General features: G+C 59.8%; 15 protein-coding genes. 8 read left to right on the plus strand and 7 right to left on the minus strand.

What is annotated here, in order from left to right:
* Positions 1–106 precede the first annotated feature (106 nt).
* From KCX59_RS10150 to KCX59_RS10165, 4 genes are read left to right on the plus strand one after another with little or no spacing between them, the layout of a single operon-like run.
* Positions 107–1,429, plus strand: coding sequence for an aspartate aminotransferase family protein (locus KCX59_RS10150; protein ID WP_179018266.1), 1,323 nt, complete (start codon positions 107–109; stop codon positions 1,427–1,429).
* Positions 1,430–1,472: 43 nt separating this feature from the next.
* Entirely contained in the window at positions 1,473–2,459 is a 987-nt protein-coding gene (locus KCX59_RS10155; RefSeq protein WP_179018265.1) for an ABC transporter substrate-binding protein, read from the plus strand.
* A 12-nt stretch (positions 2,460–2,471) separates the two neighbouring features.
* Positions 2,472–3,419, plus strand: coding sequence for an ABC transporter permease (locus tag KCX59_RS10160; RefSeq protein ID WP_179018264.1), 948 nt, complete (start codon positions 2,472–2,474; stop codon positions 3,417–3,419).
* Entirely contained in the window at positions 3,400–4,230 is an 831-nt protein-coding gene (locus KCX59_RS10165) for an ABC transporter ATP-binding protein (protein WP_179018263.1), read from the plus strand. The genes KCX59_RS10160 and KCX59_RS10165 overlap by 20 nt, the downstream gene beginning before the upstream one ends.
* Before the next feature lie 2,322 nt (positions 4,231–6,552).
* Here KCX59_RS10165 and KCX59_RS10170 read toward each other — a convergent pair.
* The 4 genes from KCX59_RS10170 to KCX59_RS10185 form a co-directional block, all read right to left on the minus strand.
* Positions 6,553–7,929, minus strand: a complete 1,377-nt coding sequence (locus KCX59_RS10170; RefSeq protein ID WP_218649515.1) for an LLM class flavin-dependent oxidoreductase — start codon at positions 7,927–7,929, stop codon at positions 6,553–6,555.
* A 47-nt stretch (positions 7,930–7,976) separates the two neighbouring features.
* Entirely contained in the window at positions 7,977–9,101 is a 1,125-nt protein-coding gene (locus tag KCX59_RS10175; RefSeq protein WP_179018261.1) for a flavin reductase, read from the minus strand.
* 395 nt (positions 9,102–9,496) lie between these two features.
* Entirely contained in the window at positions 9,497–10,372 is an 876-nt protein-coding gene (locus KCX59_RS10180; RefSeq protein ID WP_179018260.1) for an alpha/beta fold hydrolase, read from the minus strand.
* A 2-nt stretch (positions 10,373–10,374) separates the two neighbouring features.
* Positions 10,375–11,886, minus strand: coding sequence for a purine-cytosine permease family protein (locus tag KCX59_RS10185; protein WP_179018259.1), 1,512 nt, complete (start codon positions 11,884–11,886; stop codon positions 10,375–10,377).
* Between the two features lie 247 nt (positions 11,887–12,133).
* On the opposite strand from KCX59_RS10185, the gene KCX59_RS10190 reads away from it, so the two are divergent.
* The gene (locus KCX59_RS10190; RefSeq protein ID WP_179018258.1) at positions 12,134–12,928 is read left to right on the plus strand and encodes an IclR family transcriptional regulator; all 795 of its coding nucleotides are present in this window, start codon (positions 12,134–12,136) and stop codon (positions 12,926–12,928) included.
* Positions 12,929–13,230: 302 nt separating this feature from the next.
* Positions 13,231–13,440, plus strand: coding sequence for a hypothetical protein (locus KCX59_RS10195; RefSeq protein WP_179018257.1), 210 nt, complete (start codon positions 13,231–13,233; stop codon positions 13,438–13,440).
* Positions 13,441–13,693: 253 nt separating this feature from the next.
* Here KCX59_RS10195 and KCX59_RS10200 read toward each other — a convergent pair whose 3' ends face one another.
* The 3 genes from KCX59_RS10200 to KCX59_RS10210 are packed head-to-tail and all read right to left on the minus strand — an operon-like array spanning position 13,694 to position 16,362.
* Positions 13,694–14,494, minus strand: a complete 801-nt coding sequence (locus tag KCX59_RS10200) for an amino acid ABC transporter ATP-binding protein (RefSeq protein ID WP_306294696.1) — start codon at positions 14,492–14,494, stop codon at positions 13,694–13,696.
* The gene (locus tag KCX59_RS10205) at positions 14,491–15,426 is read right to left on the minus strand and encodes an amino acid ABC transporter permease (protein ID WP_179018256.1); all 936 of its coding nucleotides are present in this window, start codon (positions 15,424–15,426) and stop codon (positions 14,491–14,493) included. Before KCX59_RS10205 ends, KCX59_RS10200 begins: the two co-directional genes overlap by 4 nt.
* Before the next feature lie 27 nt (positions 15,427–15,453).
* Entirely contained in the window at positions 15,454–16,362 is a 909-nt protein-coding gene (locus tag KCX59_RS10210) for an ABC transporter substrate-binding protein (protein WP_256871526.1), read from the minus strand.
* Positions 16,363–16,601: 239 nt separating this feature from the next.
* Between KCX59_RS10210 and KCX59_RS10215 the strand changes: the two genes are divergently transcribed.
* Positions 16,602–17,435, plus strand: a complete 834-nt coding sequence (locus KCX59_RS10215) for a GNAT family N-acetyltransferase (RefSeq protein ID WP_179018254.1) — start codon at positions 16,602–16,604, stop codon at positions 17,433–17,435.
* A complete protein-coding gene (gene menC, locus KCX59_RS10220; RefSeq protein WP_434122662.1) occupies positions 17,432–18,547 on the plus strand; it encodes an o-succinylbenzoate synthase in 1,116 nt (371 codons plus the stop codon). The genes KCX59_RS10215 and menC overlap by 4 nt, the downstream gene beginning before the upstream one ends.
* Positions 18,548–18,550 lie beyond the last annotated feature (3 nt).

Consider the following 18,550-nt stretch of genomic DNA (forward strand, 5'->3'; position numbering starts at 1 on the left):
TACCAATTAAAAAAATTGGTGATACCGACCACAAATTGGTAACACCAGGGTTAGACTGGGTTTCATCGACCCTTAGTGGGCTAGGACACAATCAGGAGGTTTTCGAGTGGACCCCGCAACGATGACTCACGAGGACACCAGAGTCTTCCACCGTGATGTCACCAACGTTCCCGTCCGGGTAGAGCGCGCTGAAGGCGTGCATATCTGGGACGAGGCTGGAAATCGCCTCCTAGACGCATCTTCGGGCCTCAACGTCGTTGTCAACATTGGCTACGGCGTACAAGAGGTCCTTGACGCCATGCAGAAGCAGGCCGCCCTGGTAACCTTCTGCGGCGGGTTTACCAGCGCACCACAGGAGGAGTTGGCCAGAGTTCTTGCCAACATGGCCCCCGGGGACCTCAACCACGTTCGCTTCACATCGGGGGGAGCTGAGGCGACAGAGACTGCCATCAAGCTGGCCCGTCATTACTTTGTCGAAATCGGCCAGCCCTCCAAGTGGAAAATCATCAGCCGATGGAAGAGCTTTCACGGCAACACTTTGGGGGCCCTTGCTGCCTCCGGTTACACGGCGCGACGGCTGGAGTACACACCGTATCTCAGTAATTTCCCGCACATTTCGCCAGCTTATGACCTGGCAGCAGCCGAGGAACTCGAGGCTGCGATTCTCAACGAAGGACCCGATGAGATAGCAGCTTTCATAGCTGAGCCTGTGGTGGGCTCAGCCGACCTTGCCCGGATACCTCCCGAGGGCTACTTCAAGCGTGTCAGGGAGATCTGCGACAAGTACGACGTTCTCTTCATAGCCGACGAGGTTTTGTGCGGCATTGGCCGCACCGGCAAGAACTTCGCGATTGATCACTGGAACGTGACACCGGACATGATCATCTTCGGCAAGGGCGTCTCCAGCGGTTACACCCCCTTGGGCGGGGTCATCACAACTGACGGTATCTACGCTGCAGTCTCACAAGGATCGGGACTTTTCGACCATGGCTACACATACAGCGGCAACCCCCTTTCGTGTGCGGTTGGCCTAGCTGTGCTGAACTACCTCAACGAGCACCAGCTGGTCGAACGTTCCGCAGAGACAGGTCAATACCTCCTGAATTCGCTCCGGCTGGCCTTGGCAGAAAGCCCGATCGTCGGAGAAATCTCAGGACTGGGGATGCTCACAGGTATTGAGCTGGTTTCAGACAGATCAAAACGCACTCCTTTTGCCGCAGCGAAGCGAATCGGAGCGAGGATCGGCAAAGCAACCCGCGACCGGGGAGTGCTCATCAACCCGGGTTTCGGGGCACCCAGTCTTCCCACGGACCCCGAACGGATTGGCGTCTGCCCGTCATTTATTTTCACCAGGGAACACGTCGACGAAGCCGTAGCCGCCCTCTCCGCTGCAATCATGCAGATCGCCCAAGAAGAAGGTCTCGCCTAGTTCCCTGCCTTCCTTTTCACCAAAACCCCAGTAAGGACTCACTATGCGCATCATCAAGCCTTCGGCTCTCGCCGGCCTTTTCGGCGTGTCCGTTTTAGCACTCTCTGGCTGCTCAAGTCCGTCACCGGCAGAGAGCTCAAATCCGTATTCGGGCAAAACCGTCTGCATCGACCAGTATGCGACGGCCACAGCGATCACGGACATCATGGCCGGGCTGGAGACCGGCTTGGCTGACGCCAAGGCTAAAGGACTCAAAGTAGTCATCGAGAATCCCAACGCGGACCCGGCCACCGAGCAGAGCATTGCTCAGAAGTTCATCAGCAGCGGTTGCGATGTCATCGGGGGAGTAGGAACTGCAGCAGCGCAGCTACAGGCCAATGCTTCCAACGGAATCCCGGTCGTGTTCCTGGCTTCGTCCACCCCGGTGGAAGCCGGCCTCGTGGCATCAATGGATGCGCCGGGAAGGCACGTCACGGGCGTGGCCGACGTCCTTGACCCAGCTCCCGATATCGACGCCATGATCAAACTGGATCCGTCCATAAGGACCATCGGTCTGATCTGGAAGACGGGTGACCCTGCGGGAGACACACTGGCGAAAGCCGCGCAGAAACACCTGGATTCATTGGGTCTCAAGAACATCACATCCACCATTACGACCGGAGCCGACGTTACCCAGGCGGCTCAAAGTCTCGTAGGCCGCGTTGATGCAGTCATGATCCCGGGCGATACAACCACCATCAGTGCCGCCGCGGGAATCACTGCAGTTACAGACGCTGCCAAGATCCCGGTCTTCGGCGGGACGACGTCGGCCGTAGACGCGGGGGCAGTGCTGGCCTCCGGTTACAACTACGTCGACGTAGGCACCGAGGGCGCCAAGCTGATGCTGGGCATCTTGGACGGGAAGGACCCAGCAACCACCCCGGTTGTCATCCCCCATGTCGGAGGCTTCGACATTGCCACCGACAAACTCTCAACCTTCGGTCTTACGCTGCCTGACTCGCTTAAAGACCAGCTCCTGAAGAAGAAGTAGAACGGAAATTCTATGCTTGAATCAATCACTATCGCAGTCCAAGTGGGGCTGCTATACATCCCGCTTGTCCTAGGTATCTACATCACCATGGGCGTCCTAAGCCTGCCCGACTTTACGATGCAAGGATCGTTTGGCATCGGCGGAGCGACGGGAGCCGTCCTGGCGATTAATGGAGCGAACCCACTCGTCGCAATCCTGGTCGCAATGATTGCCGGAGCTCTCACCGGCCTCGTGACCGCAGCGATGCACTTGTGGCTTCGACTTAACGTCCTGCTGGCAAGCATCCTGGTCTCGGCAGCCGCATACTCGGTGGCGCTCGTCATCATGGGCAGCGGAAATCTCTCTCTGATGGGCAAAAAGAGCGTCTTCTCCTGGTTCCAGAGTCTGGGGCTGACCCCCCAGATGTCGACGATACTCGCCGGCTCTGCCATCACGATCCTTCTGAGCGCTGCAATTCTGGTCTTCCTCCGCACACAGTATGGTGTCTCCTTGATCGCCTCAGGCCAGAGTATTCAGACGGCCCGAGGTCTGGGCATCCGAACTGAATCCAGGCAGGTCGTCGGTTTGGCGATCGGCAACGGGCTCGCCGGCGTCTCGGGTGCCTTGATCGTCCAAAATCAAGGCTTCATGGACGTCACCATACAAAACGGAATCATCGTCATCGGACTCGCAGGAATGATGGTTGGGCTCAGCCTTGTCCGCACCAACAAGACAACCCTTGTCCTCATCGGACTCATCCTAGGGGTCTTCATCTACCGGCTCGTTGTGGTCTACGCGATCCAACTGGGTATCAACCCAAACCTTGTACAGCTGATCACAGCAGCACTGGTTGTGCTCGTCGTGTGGTTGCGAAACAACGGCAACATGCTCACCGGACTTACATCCAAACGCGGACGAAACAATCTCCAAATGTCACGCGTCAAATTCTACGAGGAGGACCGTGTTGCAAGTTTCTTCTAACTCAGCCCCCGACCTGGAGATCGTCCATCTTGCCAAGCAATTCAAAGGACTTGGCAAAGAAGTCAACAAGGTCATCACAAATTTCTCTCTGACCATCGAGAAGGGAACCACCGTCGCCGTCGTGGGATCCAACGGTGCAGGTAAATCCACCCTTCTGAACATGGTCTCGGGAACCGTTCTGCCAGACTCAGGACGGATCTCAGTCCGGGGAAAAGACATAACTTTCCTCCCTTCCTGGAAGCGGGTTCCCCTAGTTCGCCGTGTGCGTCAGAATCCTCAAGACAACATGATTTCATCGCTCACAGTTGAGGAAAACTTCGCCATGGCCCTCTCTGGCACCCGCCAGAGATACAGGCTGACTCCTGCCAGAAACAAGGCAGTTCGAGAGCTGGCCGTGAGGCAGATCGAAATGCTGGGCATGGGCCTTGAAAACCGTCTTCATGCGACCTCAGAAAGCCTCTCCGGAGGCCAAAGGCAAGCGATCGCCCTTGCCATCGCCGCCCTTGGCTCACCGGCTGTAATGCTCCTCGATGAACACACGGCGGCGCTCGACCCCAACAGTGCCCAACGAATCAAGGAAGTCACTGAGCGCATCGTAAAAGAGTCTGGAACAACAGCTCTCATGGTCACTCATGACATGGCGCACGCGCTCAAACACGCCGACCGGCTGCTCATGCTGCACGCCGGAACCATAGTCATGGACCTGAACAAGGACGAAATGCAGCGCCAGAGCGTCCAGCAAATCTCCGCACAGTTCGCCGCTCACGCGGGGGAGTCCCTACCCGACGAAACAATGCTGACCGCATCGTGAACGGATACCGTCTCCGGTTTCAGTGCACAACTACACCGCGAACCAGATGAACGCAGGTGGTGGGCGCAGGACTCATGTAGAGGCTGCGCCCACCACGCCAGAGGCCCTCGAGCCGTGCACTATGACCCGCCCGGAGAGCTCGCCACCGCAAGCCACATGACTTTCAGCCCTTTAACAGCAGGTAGTACTCATGATCGAGATGTACAGATATGACGGCTGGTCCCACCTACGAGGTCACTTCGTGGAGGTAAGACGTCGGGACAACGTTGTGCGACGAGGTTTCATCGAAGAAGCCACTTCAGATTCGGAAGTTATGTGGCTGACCGCAGACGGCACCTGCACCCGACAGATGTTTGAAAAGGCCGAGGACTACGAAGTTTGGGTTTGCGTAAACGCCGCACAGCCTCAAATCCCGGACGAGAAAGGAGCAATGAAATGAAGAAGCGCAGTAATCGTTGGGCCCGGACCGGTGAACATTGCCCTACGTCAGGGTGGTGGAGCCCCAATGCAGAAGGCCAGCGCACGATGTTTCTGAGCGAGGGCACCTTGATGCCTCCAGCAAAAAGCGAGCCGACCACCTGGCGGATGCTCCAGCAGCCATCCCTCGGGACACTGCCTGCGTACGACCCCCTCTATGACCTACCCGCGACTGGGCGCAATCAAAAAGGGCCAGCCTAGGCTCCATTGTGTGGGCGTGCGCAACGTCGCGCACATGCCGCTCTCTGAGCGGTGTCGAGTGCCGCACCGGGACTTGGGTAGCCTGGGTCGGGGTCGACCTGGACCGCCCGAGTGAACTGACTCGCTGCACAGATCGCCCAGACAACTATAGCCACATGCTATCCAAGGGAAAATAGGTTGTTGAGGAGTTCCAGTAGTTGTCTCCACTCTAGTAGCTTCACAGCCGATAACGGACGTTCTGTCGTCGGCCCGGCCGGGAGGTCTTGTCATGATGCTCGGTGTCGTCTCCGCCATGTAATAGATGAAGGAGGTGCAGCTACTGTGTCGAACTATTCATCGTTCTGGCGGGTTGAGTGCCGTCGCGTTTCGAGTTGTCCTACCGACCGCCGGGAGTCATTCATTAGGGGTCGGGCCTCATCTTGGCCGGAGGCTTCACGCGGACTAAGAGGTACCGTCCAGCAGAAAAACTGCAGAGGCGGCAGCGCCGATTTCCTGGCGCAGACTTTGAGTGCGCGGGGACGCGTCAAGCGGCCCTTTGTCCGTGTTCGTTCGAGCAAAAAGGAAGTGTGGACAATGTCCACACTTTCCGGCCCGGACTGCCTCTTACAGCCGCCGGACTGACCCGTATTCCGTATGTTTCCGCCACTTCCCAATGTTTCCAACCCCCGGAATCCCGTTCGAGTCCCACCTCGGGCACAGCATACCCCCTCGTTAGAGGGGGTTTTTGCTTTAAAGTGTGTACATTCTGGTTGGTCAGGTCCCTCTGACACTGGCCTCGGGGGGAGCCTGGCGCCGCGGGTCGCCTGTTTTCTTGTGGGGGAGCGGGGTCAGGGTCGTGGCTGGTGAGCCCTCCGCCTGCTCCGAACTGGGGCTATGGGTTCCTCTCGTGGTTCGTCCGGTTGGTCGTGGTTGTCCTACACCTCTTCATGGGTAGAGGGACTGGGCACGACATGACGTCTGGATCCTTGGTCAACGAGCTTGACTTTGGGTTGTTCCTCGAGTGAGAAGACGTTGATGGTGGCTGCTTTGTCAGGCCAAAGGGGGTGTGGACATTGTCCACACTTGAATCTTCTTTATCGTGACTACTTGCGGCCATTGGCTCTTCCCTCCTTGGGCGGCCACGGTCGGCCGAGTGCCATCAAATGGGCATTGGCCGTGTCAACGCAGGCGCACGGCGAAATCAAGCCGGACGCGGGCCCGACTTAGATGACTGATCCCATTGGTGCCTCCGGAACATGGCGTGGGTCCGGTCAGAGCTCTTCTCGACGGGCTTCGAGCAGCTACTCCAGGCCGGTGATGGTGTGAAATCGGACGGGGCTCCGGGATGCGAAATGGACGGGTTGGTGAATCCCGCCCATCCGTGGTTGAAGGGGCGGATATTCTGCCGTTGGCGCGATAGTAGGCGTCCGACATGGCCGCGGTTGCGGCTTTGTGCCGGGCAGAGGTGAATGGCAACCCCCGGCCGGTCAGGTGGGCCTTGCCATTGCTCATCAGGCCGAAGAGGCGTCCTGCGCGTTCGACCAGAGCCTCGGCAACCGCGCTGGACACAGTCGGCAAAGTCTCCCCATTAGGCGGTGGAATCTGATGAGCGTGTGGCCCGTGCGTACTCATGATTGGCCGCAACACTCGGAAGATCCCCCTGGATCACACTGCTGCTGCGGTTTGTGCCGGGTGCTGGACCTGGACCTGGTCGCGTTCCGGCTTTGGAAGGCCGAGATGGTCGCGGAAGGTCGTCCCGGTGTATTCAGTGCGAAACAGTCCTCGTTCCTGGAGGAGTGGCAGGACCCGGCTCTGGAACTCCTCGAATCCCTCCGGTAGGTACGCGGGCGAGAGGATGTAGCCGTCGACGGCGCCCGCTTCGAACCAGGCCGCAAGCTCTCCGGCGACGGAGTCGGGGGTGCCGATGACGACGCGGTGCCCGTAGGCGCCTACCACTCGGCGATAGAGCTCGCGCAATGTCAGGTTCTCCCTTTTGGCGGTGTCGATGATGAGTTGCTGGCGGCTCTTGTAGGCCTCGGTCTCGGGTATGTACTCAGGGAGTGGCTCATCCAGGGGGAGCGCGGTCACGTCGAAGCTGAGGAGTTGCGAGAGCCTGGCCAGGCCTACCTCGGGGTGGATGAGCTCCTGCATCTGACGGTACTTGGCTTGGGCGTCTTCGATGGTGTCACCGATGATGGTCTGCACTCCGGCGATGACTCGTATGCTGTCCCGTGGTCGGCCGGCCTTTTCGGTGCGGTCCTTGAGTTCGAGGGTAAAGGCCAAGGCCGATTCGAGGCTGTTCTGGGCAGTGAACACCACCTCGGCATAGTGTGCGGCGAGCTCCTTTCCGGCCTCGGAGGAACCGGCTTGGACTTGGACGGGGCGGCCCTGTGGGGGACGGAGTACGTTCAGCGGCCCCCGGACCGAGAAGTGCTTGCCGTGATGGTTTAGTACGTGCATCTTCTCCGGGTCGAAATAACGGCCGGAGCTCTTGTCCAGGACAAAGGCGTCGTCGTCCCAGCTGTCCCACAATCCAGCGGCCACGCGGAAGAACTCTTCCGCGCGCTCGTAGCGGTCGGCGTTCTTCAGATGTTCGGAGCTACTGAAATTCCGGGCTTCGGCCTCAACATATGAGGTGACGAGGTTCCATCCGGTCCGGCCGTGGCTGAGATGGTCCAGCGAGGCAAACTTTCGGGCGATGTGATACGGCTCGTTATACGTTGTGGTCTGGGTGGCGACGAGCCCGATCCTGTCTGTGCTGACGGACAGGGCTGCCAAGAGGGTGAGGGGTTCGAAGCGGTAGACCACGGGATCTCGGCTCAGCGTTTGCGCGTTGCCCTCGGGGGCGCATAGTTCGTCTGCGAGGAAGACAAAGTCGAGCTTGGCATTTTCGGCAGAGCGGGCGACGCCAAGCACGTCGGAGAAGTCCCAGCCGGCGTTGGAGATCGCGTCGGGGTGGCGCCATCCGGCGATGTGTGAGCTGGCTGGCGAGAGCAGAAGTCCAAGGACCATCTGGCGGCCGGCAGTGCTGTTGGTGTCCATGATGTTTCCGTTCTGGAGTCGGTGCAGTGAATGTTTCGGCGTGTGGTTCAGAGCGTCTGGTAAGCGGCGGCGTCGGAGATCTGTCGGGTGGCTGCCAGTAACTCGGCGGCGCACCGCTCTACCCCGCCGGCGTCGAGCTCCGGCGGGAGTCCGTAGAGCGAGAGGACGAGGGCTGCGGTCCCGTCGGGGCCGAATACGGGGGCCGAGATGGAATGGACCTTCTCCTCGGCGCGCGCGCCGAGGGCCTCAGACCCTGGATCCATGGCGTCGCGTACGGCGCTTGAAGGAGCTGCTGTGCCGAACTCGCCTGTGCCGACGCTGACGGAGTAGCCTCTGGCCCGGATCCGGTCGAGCATGGCGTAGGCCTCCGGTCGGGTGAGCGTATCGGAGGCGGCGATCCAGCGTTCGATGTCCGCGTCGTAGGCCCAGGCCATGGCAGTGCGGCCGAATGGTGCAGCGGCCGGGACGCGCTGGCCGACGGCCGAGGAGATCCATTGGGTCTTTCCGGGGCCGGCGCTGGCCAGTATGACGAATTCCTCCCCTGACCGCGCTCCGGCGAGACAATCGCATCCGAGCCTTCCCGCGAGGGTTTCCATGCCTGGGCGGGCGCTGTCAACGAGGGCGAGTTCGCGGCCAAGGTTTGGACCCGCTACCGCCATTGAGTGCGGTGTAAATCGTCCGTAGCCGCCTTGGAAGAACAGCAAAGGCAGGTCGAGGGAGGCGATATCCATGGCCTCGACACGGCCCAGGACGATCTCATGGTCGCCGGCGTCCATGACGGACTCTATGGTGCAGTCGAGCCAGGCCACGGCCTGTTCGAGGAAGGGCGCGCCTGAAGCGGACGGGTGCCACGGCATGTTTTCGTACTTGCTGCCCGTCTTGCTGCTGAACGCCCGACACACGTCTTCCTGTCCAGCGCCCAGGATGTTGACGGCGAATCGACCCGTTGCGCGGATTCGGGGCCACGACGTGGAGGTGCGGGCAGGGAGGAACGCGACCAGTGGTGGATCGAGTGAGACAGAGGTGAAGGTGCCCACGACCATCCCCACCGGCGTGCCGTCGTTTTCCGTGGAAGAGATCAGGGCGACTCCGGTCGGGTAGCGGCCCATGACTTGGCGGAACCACTGGGGGTTGGCGGGGCTCGTGCCTTGGACGGTTTGGTTCTGATCCATTTTAAAGTTCTGCTTTCCGACCCATTCGGGTACATCGGAGTCGTCGCGGTCAAGAGAGTAGTGGCGTATGAGGAGACCAATCAGGGATCTGTCGTGCGGGTCACCGCGTCCTGCCATGATGCAGCTCACCCTCTAAGTGTGACCGTATATCGGTTTAAGTTCAACCATATTGTGGTCGATTTCGAGTTGTGAACAGCCGCTAATGGCGGCACGCGGGCGCACGGTGAAGGGCCGGAGCCTCGTGAATACATCTCGATGGGTCCTTGCCGCCAGCGACGCAGGGGACCGGGGCACGATGAAGCTGGACACTACAAGGACGTGATGCTTGGAACCCGGGCACCGCGTCCTCGGCAAACGAATTGGCTCGCAAGGGCGCCGCCCGCCTGCGAGCAAGGTTAGAAAGCGAGCCGGGAGGAAGGCTGCTGATCTACAGAGGGCTGATGGTGCGTGCCGGCAAAGTGCTCGTCGATGAGGGTTCGGATGAACGCGGCGACCTCGTCCGGGCGGTGGCCGAACAGCGATCCATGCCCCATTCCCTCCAGTTCGTGGAGTCTGGCGTGCGGGGCGAGTACGGCAATCTGGGCGCTGTACGCCGGAGGTGAGCACACATCCTCAGAGAAGCACACGACCTCCAGTGGCACTGTCACCGATGGCAGCTTGGCGGCCAGGTTGAATTCCACGCACGGCTGCCATTGCGCGATGACTGTGTCCTCGGTGTTTTGGGCGACCGCTTCGGACCCCAGGCTCTGGCGAATAGCATTCCACATCTGCTGGTCCTGCAGCACTTTCGCCGGATACATCATGGCGGCGTAGTGCACCGCCGAGAACGCGGGGTCGAGGTGCTGGCCCCGTTGGCGTAGTTCGATCTCCGCCCTCATGTAGTCCCCGACCCATCCCTGATCGCCCCGAGCGGCACCCGCGAGCGAGATGCCAAGCCGGACCAGATCGGGCCGGTCGGTCGCGAGCTGGAGCATGATCATTGCTCCCATGGAGTGGCCGACTACGACCACGGGCTCGTCCGAGAGCTGCTCGATCAGTTCGGCCGTGTCGTGGGCCATGTCCGCGATTGTCCATGGGAGCGGTTGCGTGCAGGATGTGCCGGACGTTCCCCGGTTGTCGAAGGAGATGGACCTGTAGCGGTCGGAAAAGGCTGCCAGATAAGTGCCCCAGTCCGCAGATGCTCCACCCCCGCCGGAAACCCAGATGATCGTAGGTCCGCTGCCAGCTATGTCATAGCCGGTTTGGAGGGAGCCTAGCTTGATGGATTCCAAGGTCAGATACCTTCCTTCTTGGTGGCCAAAGTCAGGCCCGGATCTTTCGCAGGGATGGGTGTTCCCGTCTCAGCCCAGTCCTCGAGGCCGGCGTCAGCCTGAATAATCTTCCGGCGTTCCCCCTCAAGGTCGAGGCTGCGCGCGAGGGCGAGGTAGACAAGGGCTGACACTGCCATACCCACAAACGGTGCGATGTCGAATCCGAGCATGCTGCCTATCGGGCCCGACCACCAGGCAGTAAGGGCGAACGGAGCCATGGCCAGCAAGGACACGCCGTACGCGGTGTAGCCTCGCCAGTTCCAACGCCCGTACATCCCTCGCGGATTGAAGATTTCGCGGATGGAGTAGTGTCCGCGCCGGACAAAGAAATAATCGACAAGGTTGGTCGCCGTCCAAGGGGCGAGGGCGTAGAACAGGATCGTTAGGAAGTTGTAGAAGTTTGCCGCGAACGCTCCCGTGGCTTGGAGCGCCAGGATCAGTGAAGTAGCGCCGAAGGCGGTGGCAACAATTGGGCGCACGATCGGACGGGGCTTGCTGGGCCTGACGGAGTCGGCGATGCTCATCACGGTCAGCGCGCCGCCGTAAGTGTTCATGCAGACAAGGACAGCGGTGCCGACGAGGGTGATGATCAGCAGGATGCTGCCAAGGCCATTGAAGACCCCATTGCCGACCGTGACCAGTGCCTGCCCGAGATCAACCCCGGGCAGACCTGCGGCCAGAAGGGCCCCGACGCTCGCGACAACGATTCCTGTGATGGACATACCTAGGTACGTGCCGAAGAAAGCGGCCTTCGTACTCATGCGGGGAAGGTAACGGGTGTAGTCCGAGACGTACGGAGCCCAAGAGAGGGTGCCCACCGCCATCGCGCTGGCTTCCATCATGAAGGCGGTCCCATTGAATCCGTCCGAGCTCAACGCCGCGCTTCCGGTGGGAAGGTTGGTGACAAACGGCGTAGCGATTGCGAGCAACGGGAGCGCCACGACAAAGGCGATGGTCGACCAGCGGGAAAACTTGTGAACGAGGTCGTAGCCGGCGATCGCCAGCCCGGTGGCCAATGCCGTCATCATCACCATGCCGACCTCCGGACTGATTCCCAGGAGTGTTCCCAGTGCCTGACCCATGAGTAGGATCGCGAACATGCTGATGCCCAGGTATGCCAGCACCGCGACGATGTAGATAAGCACAGCGCCCACGTAGCCGTACTGGGGTCGGGACTGGATCATCTGGGGAATACCAAGCTGGGGTCCCTGGGTGCCGTGGAATGCGGCGAAGAAGGTTCCGACGAAGCCGCCGACGACGATCGCGAGCAGCGACCAGCCGAGATTGAGTCCGCTGGCGATGCCGATTCCGCCGATGGCCAGGCCTGTCAGGTTTGCTGAGCAGGCTATCCACACGGGCGTGACGTGCCACGCCTTGCCGTGGCGCTCCCGGAGCGGGATGTATTCGATGGCGCGTTTCTCGACGAGCCTGGAAGTGGGCTCGGCGGAAGACGAAGGGCCGGTTTCCTGTTGCATTGAGTTTGCTCCTCGATCTAATGATCCCCAGCTTCGCTGCGAGGGGATAGGGGACGAACTGCGGTCGGCCCCGTCGGGTGTCGTGTGGGGGGCTGGCCACTTTGGTGGCGGACCTGCTGAAAGCTTGGAATGTGATTCAACTCATAATAATAATGACCGCTTAGCGGTTGTAAAGCAACCACTATTAGGTCGAATATGGATCGACTATGCTCGGAACAGTGCAAATTCTTTACGAGGGGTCGAACTGATGACGGGTGCGAACGGCAGTACGACGGTGGCAAATCCCCTGCTGCCAGGGACCGGCCGCAATGAGTCCCTGCGGCGTGCCTTTGACTTGCTTGAGCTGCTCGCGCGGCACCCCCAAGGTGCCTCTATAGCGGAACTTTGCGGCGCTTCGGACCTCCCGCGCTCTACCGTGTCCCGGCTGCTTGCCTCGCTCTTTGACGCAGGCGCTGTCTCCCGGCCTGGCAATCACCGCAAATGGGTGCTTGGACCTACGATCATGCGGCTCACCAACGCCGTCGCGCCTCTTGCAGGCCTGCAGGAACGCAGCCGTGAGGTACTCGAGAGGATCACCGCCGAGATCGGCGAGACCTCGATGCTGGCCGTACCCACCGGCCCGGCAACTGCACGGGTCATCGACGAAGTCCGAGGGCGAAAACTTGTCGGCGTCTTCGATCCGTGGGCCGGTGAAACGATCAGCTCTTCGGCCTCTGGCTTCGTCCGGCTTCTACTAGCCGAGCTACCCGAGGCGGAATCCGACAAGATCATTAGCCGGATGGACCTTGTCCATCACACCTCAGGAACCACAGCGGACCGGGCGCTGCTCAGCCAAGTCATCGCAGACATCCGCAAGCGGGGGTACGTGGTGGTGGTGGACGAGCTCGAAGAAGGACTTGCTGGCCTCGGTTATCCTGTCCGGAACGAGGGACAGCTTGTTGCCATGCTGGCCATATATCTACCCACAGCCCGCTTCACGCCTGAACTACAGGCCAAGTCCTTAGCCGTACTCGAACGCGGCGCCCGAGAACTGACCGACTGAGCCCAGCGGGGCGGTGCGGTGGAACGACTTGGGTACGGGCCGGATGATGCCCTGGCCTGAATCCGAAGCTCAGCCACGTCTCCATTTCCGTCTATGGGCGCGGGGCATTACACGAACAAGAGAAGGCTTACGACCTCCGCACCAGTGTGAGTACAGTCTGCTGAGCGTCACCGGATCACGTTACAGGCCAGAAAAGGTGGGTGGGGAAGGCCCCGTTTTCTGGTGATTCAGATCGAGCGGGAATGGGCAACCTTTTGCGATTAGGTGCTGTGTAGTTCCGAACTCGCAAAGATCCCCGTTTCTTGAGCAACAGTCTTCGAGTCACCTATGGCGATGAGCTGCTTGCGGTCATCGACGCTGTGCTCTGCGGTATGACCACTGATGCCGTTACGGTGGCGCTGGACACTGCCGTTATAGCCGACGCCGAGCAGAGGGACATGCAGGGTTGTCGCAACACCCGCAGTTGGCCGCTGGAAATCGATGGCGCCGCGGAGATTGGCGGTGGTCGATGATTGCGTGGAGGCACCCGTTGAGCTAGGTGGATACGGCACCAGTATCCCGGCACGCGAGGCACTACGATCCTCCCGGCCGTGTGCTTTCGGATTCTCCCGGTTGCAAAGGGGATGCTAACGAATCGACATCGCTACCAAAAGCGGGCCCAGAAGCGGGCCCAGGCGCGGGCGCTGGACAACCGACCAGCGCCCGCGAGTGCTAAACAAGAAACGGGTGGTCACCCTTTCCTTGTGTCGCAGGGGCTCGCACCATCTAGAGGACGGAGTTGATGAACGACTTGGTGCGTTCATTCTGCGGGTTGCCGATGATTTGCTGTGCTGGTCCTTGTTCGATGACGGTGCCGTCTGCCATGAAGACGACGCGGTCGGCGACGTCGCGGGCGAAGTTCATTTCGTGGGTGACTACCACCATGGTCATGCCGGATTGTGCGAGGTCTTTCATGACTTTAAGGACTTCGCCCACTAGTTCGGGGTCCAGTGCGGAGGTGGGCTCGTCGAAGAGCATGAGTTTGGGTTCCATGCACAGGGCCCTGGCGATGGCCACGCGTTGTTGCTGGCCTCCGGAGAGTTGGCGTGGGTAGGCGCCGGCTTTGCTCGCGAGGCCTACCCGTTCGAGTAACTCCAGTGCCCGTGGTGTGACGTCGGCTTTTTTCTGTTTGAGAACCTGCAGGGGAGCTTCTGTGAGGTTCTCCAGCACGGTCATGTGCGGGAAAAGGTTGAAGTGCTGGAAGACCATGCCGATGTCCGCGCGGCTGCGCCGGATTTCTGCGTCCTTTTGCTCATGAAGCTTTGAGCCCTTGATGTTGTACCCAACAACTTTCCCGTCCACCCACATGCGGCCGCCATCGATTCGTTCCAGGTGGTTGATGCAGCGAAGCAGAGTGCTTTTGCCTGAGCCGGAGGGGCCGATCAGGCAGACGACTTCGCCCGCGTTGATCTCGAGGTCGATTCCTTTCAGGACGTGGAGCGGCCCATAGTGTTTGTCGACCTGCTCGGCTTTGACCATGGTGCCGGTGTGGGTGCTTGTTACGTCTGGAGCTGCGGTGATGGTCATTGTGTAGCGCCTTTTCGCGTCAGCCGGTGGTGGGTGCTGAAGAACCGGGCAAGGGTTTGCCACGGTGTCAGGGGGAGGTTACGTTGATTGCCCTTGGAATAGCGCCGTTCGAGGTAATACTGGCCGACGCTCAGGATGGAGGTGATGATGATGTACCAGATGCTGGCCACCATCAGCAGCGGGATGGTCTCGAAGGTCCTGGCATAGATGATTTGCGAGGAGTACAGGAGCTCGGGCACCGAGATCACGGACACCAGCGACGTGGTCTTGAGCATGCCGATCGTTTCATTGCCTGTCGGTGGAATGATGACCTTCATGGCTTGCGGCAGGATGATGCGTTGCATGGTGCGGAATCGGCTGATTCCCAGGGCGCCGGCGGCTTCAGCCTGGCCGGTGTCTACGGAAAGAATTCCTGCGCGGACAATTTCGGACATGTACGCTCCCTGGTTCAGTCCAAGTCCGAGTATTGCTGCCGTGATCGGGGTGATGAACTGGTTGGCATCAAGTGCCACCCCGGGGATGCCCAGGCTGATGACTGGATAGAGCGCCGCGAGGTTGTACCAAAACAGCAATTGAACCAACACCGGAGTACCGCGGAAAAAGTTTACGTAGGCCGAGGCCGCGGCCCGGACAACCGGGTTGCCGGAGAGCCTCATCACGGCCATCAGGACACCCAGGGCGATACCTATCACCATGGAAACTGCCGTGAGCATCAGAGTGACGGCAATGCCATTGACGATCGAGACATCACGGATGTACTTCCCGACCGTTTCCCACCCGAACCGGGGATTGGTCACCACTGACTGCAGCGCCAAGGCCGCGAGAACCAGGATAATAGCTCCCGAGATCCAACGCCCGAGGTACTTTGCCTTGACTGTGGTGTACTCATCAGGAGCCTTACGAGGCTTCTCCACCATAGTTGTTGTTGCCATTGTTTTTCCCTTTTGTCTGCCAGACTTTTAGTCGGAGATCTGATCAGCGGTGATGCTGGACGCGGAGGGAATTCCCCAGCGCTTGTTGATATCGGAGTAAACGCTGCTCTGGAGGATCGCCTTCATCGCGGCCGTGATGGCCGGTCGTAGACCCGATTCCTTGTTCAGGGCTATTCCGGAAAGGCGGGGCTCGAAGTCTCCGCCTGCGGCCAATTCGAACTTGTTCCCAGCCAGGGTTCCCTGGTAGGCCAAGGGAATGCTATCCGCCATTACGCCGTCAACACGGCCCGAGATCAGCGCCAGATTTGCGTCTGTTTGGGTGGGAAACACGGCTTGGTCGATGGCCGGCGAACCACTGCTCGTACATTCCTGCGACATAGTAGGCAGGATGTCCTGGGACTCGTGCGTGCCCTTTTGGGCAGCTATCTTTTTTCCACACAGTGAGGCCGCTGTCATCGACAGCTTCGCGGGGTTGCCGGGCAGAACGGCCATACCGGATCCCCCGGAGATATAAGGGACAAAATCCACCACCTTTTGACGCTCCTCGGTGACGTTGAAAGCTGACATGCCCGCGTCGTACTTGTTCGACGCCAGACCTGGCAGGATCGTCTCGAATGTTGTGGGCACGTATTCCGCCTTCAGCCCGAGGGCTGACGCCAGCGCGTTGCCCATATCCACATCCCAACCGATGACCGTCTTGTTGTCGGTGTCGAAGTACTCAAACGGAGGGTAGGTGGGGTCTGTGGCCAGCACCAAGGTGCCTTTGTCGCGCACGGATTGGGGGAGAAGGGCACGGGCTTCCTCATTGACGCCACCGGATGCGGGGGCTGGAGAGGCAGGGCCTGCTGCCGCGCTCTGCGTCGTACCTTCGCCCTGGGAAACTGTCGTGCACCCGCTGATCGTCGTGACAACCAGGGCAGCTGTGAGCAGCGCCATTGGTGTTTTGCTAAGTCGCATCGAATAAACCTTTCGTGATGTGGACCCGCGAGAATTCGTTGAAAAGGTGGTCCTCTTCACTCCCATGCGTCGGGGTGACTTGGGCCACTAATGGTGCGGTTGCAAATGAGCTTGACACCGGAGAAACTCGGTTTTGTGGTTCTGCGGAACAAATATCGACGAGAAATTAGTCGTGGACGACAAAGGAACATCTGGTGCCACGCTGGAGCATTGGGTCCATGACAACTGTTTTGGAACCTCTGGCATCTGCTCGTGCCTTTGCGGCGAAATCGGCCGACAGGGCAGCGACGACCTTGCGTACGCTCTCCTCCAAAGATGAATTCGCGGCCGCCTCTGACCTTTTGGCTGGCATCTGGGGCACCCGCCGTGACGCTTCTCCGCTCACTTCTGATCTCCTCCGTAGCCTGAGCCACGCTGACGCCTGTGTAACCGGAGCGATCGCCGGTAACGAAGTGGTAGGCGTGGCCGTCGCGATCTCTGGCCCTCCTATGTCTGAAGTGATGTATTCACTCATTGCAGGAGTAAAGCCAAGCTTTGCTGGCAGGGGGGTGGGCATCGCCCTCAAATACGCCCAGCGTGTTTGGTCGCTTGAAAGGGGTGCGCAACGGATGTTGTGGACCTACGACCCACTCATCCGAAGGAATGCCCACTTCAATTTGGTTCGCTTGGGAGCGCAGGTCCAGGACTACGTTCCGGACTTCTACCCACCCATGCACGATTCCCTTAACAGGGCGGACCGCACGGACCGCATTTGCGTGAGCTGGAATCTTGCCACGGCGGCCCAGCAGTCGCCGGCAATCGACGATGGGCCGGTCGCTCTTGGCGTTGGGGAGAACGGCAACCCTCAGCTGACCGGTATCGACCCGCAGCCCGGCATGCGGGTTTGGATTCCCAGTGACATCGAGGCGATGCGCGTTCAGGACATCGAATTGGCAATGCGTTGGCGTGTGTCAATGGCGGAGGTGCTTCAGGAGGCCGAGTCCCACAAGCTGGTACCAGTTTCGGTATCCGCTTCCGGGTTCTACGTGCTGGATAAGGTGAGCGCCGCGTGAGCGCTCCATTCAAGGTGGAACTGCGAAGGGTACGCATGCCGTTGGCCGGGGAGTTCAGGACTTCCCGGGGACGTGAATCGGTGCGGGAGATGCTTCTGGTCCGGTGGATCACCGAAGACTCAGAAGGTTGGGCCGAATGCGCAGCAGATGCCGATCCCGTCTATTTCCCGGAACGGCTTGAGTCAGCACGGCTGCTCATTGCAGAGGTCTTGATTCCGCTGATCTCGAAGATGCCCAAGATTGACGCGGCTACTGCCCATACTGAGATGAAAAAGGTCCCAGGGAATCCGTTGGCCAAGGCGGCGCTTGAGAGCGCCATCCTTGACGCTGAGTTGCGTGCACACGGCATGTCCATGAAGTCCTATCTTGGTGGCTCCCGTCAGAAGGTCAGGGTGGGTGTTTCTGTGGGCATTTTCGAGTCTGTGAGTGCGCTGATGAGTGAAGTTGAAGGGTATCTGCAGGAAGGATATTCACGGGTAAAGCTGAAAATAGCGCCGGGGTGGGATCTGGAACCTGTCCGTGCCGTCAGACGCGAGTTCGGAGACGACCTGCTGCTTCAGGTCGACGCTAATCAGGCCTATACGAGCGCCGATATGAACACACTTCGGCGATTGGACGCCTACGACCTGCTGTTGTTGGAGCAGCCGCTTGCCGCTGAAGACCTGTCAGGCCACGCCAAGCTCGCATCGAACGTGAAAACACCCCTTTGCCTCGATGAGTCTGTGACTTCCCTGGCGTCGGCGGCTACAGCACTGCAGATGGGTGCCGCACAAGTCATTAATATCAAACCGGCCCGGGTCGGTGGATACCTCGAAGCGCGGGCAATCCATGATCTCTGCCTGGCTCAGGGTATTCCCGTTTGGTGTGGTGGAGTGCTGGAGACCGCGATTGGCCGGGCGGCGAATCTGCAGTTGGCATCATTGCCAGGTTTTACTCTTCCGTCGGATATTTCAGCGACTAAGCGTTACTACCACAGGGACATCGGCCAGGAGTTTCACTTGGAGTCCGGAACCATCAACGTTCCAGAAGGCCCGGGTACGGGTGTGGTTCTGGATATCGACTACCTGGAGTCGGTCACTGTCGACCATGAATATGTCCGAGTAGGACATTAAAGG

It is taken from the genome of Paenarthrobacter nitroguajacolicus (assembly GCF_051027655.1).
In the GTDB taxonomy this organism is placed as follows: Bacteria; Actinomycetota; Actinomycetes; order Actinomycetales; family Micrococcaceae; genus Arthrobacter; species Arthrobacter nitroguajacolicus.

What these genes read in the sequence shown, in the direction of transcription:
- KCX59_RS10160 (WP_179018264.1), top strand. Translation starts at nt 2,472, where the DNA reads ATGCTTGAATCAATCACTATCGCAGTCCAAGTGGGGCTGCTATACATC.
- KCX59_RS10210 (WP_256871526.1), bottom strand. Translation starts at nt 16,362, where the DNA reads ATGGCGCTGCTCACAGCTGCCCTGGTTGTCACGACGATCAGCGGGTGC.
- KCX59_RS10190 (WP_179018258.1), top strand. Translation starts at nt 12,134, where the DNA reads ATGACGGGTGCGAACGGCAGTACGACGGTGGCAAATCCCCTGCTGCCA.
- KCX59_RS10175 (WP_179018261.1), bottom strand. Translation starts at nt 9,101, where the DNA reads ATGGATCAGAACCAAACCGTCCAAGGCACGAGCCCCGCCAACCCCCAG.
- KCX59_RS10185 (WP_179018259.1), bottom strand. Translation starts at nt 11,886, where the DNA reads ATGCAACAGGAAACCGGCCCTTCGTCTTCCGCCGAGCCCACTTCCAGG.
- KCX59_RS10155 (WP_179018265.1), top strand. Translation starts at nt 1,473, where the DNA reads ATGCGCATCATCAAGCCTTCGGCTCTCGCCGGCCTTTTCGGCGTGTCC.
- KCX59_RS10205 (WP_179018256.1), bottom strand. Translation starts at nt 15,426, where the DNA reads ATGGCAACAACAACTATGGTGGAGAAGCCTCGTAAGGCTCCTGATGAG.
- KCX59_RS10200 (WP_306294696.1), bottom strand. Translation starts at nt 14,494, where the DNA reads ATGACCATCACCGCAGCTCCAGACGTAACAAGCACCCACACCGGCACC.
- KCX59_RS10215 (WP_179018254.1), top strand. Translation starts at nt 16,602, where the DNA reads ATGACAACTGTTTTGGAACCTCTGGCATCTGCTCGTGCCTTTGCGGCG.
- KCX59_RS10170 (WP_218649515.1), bottom strand. Translation starts at nt 7,929, where the DNA reads ATGGACACCAACAGCACTGCCGGCCGCCAGATGGTCCTTGGACTTCTG.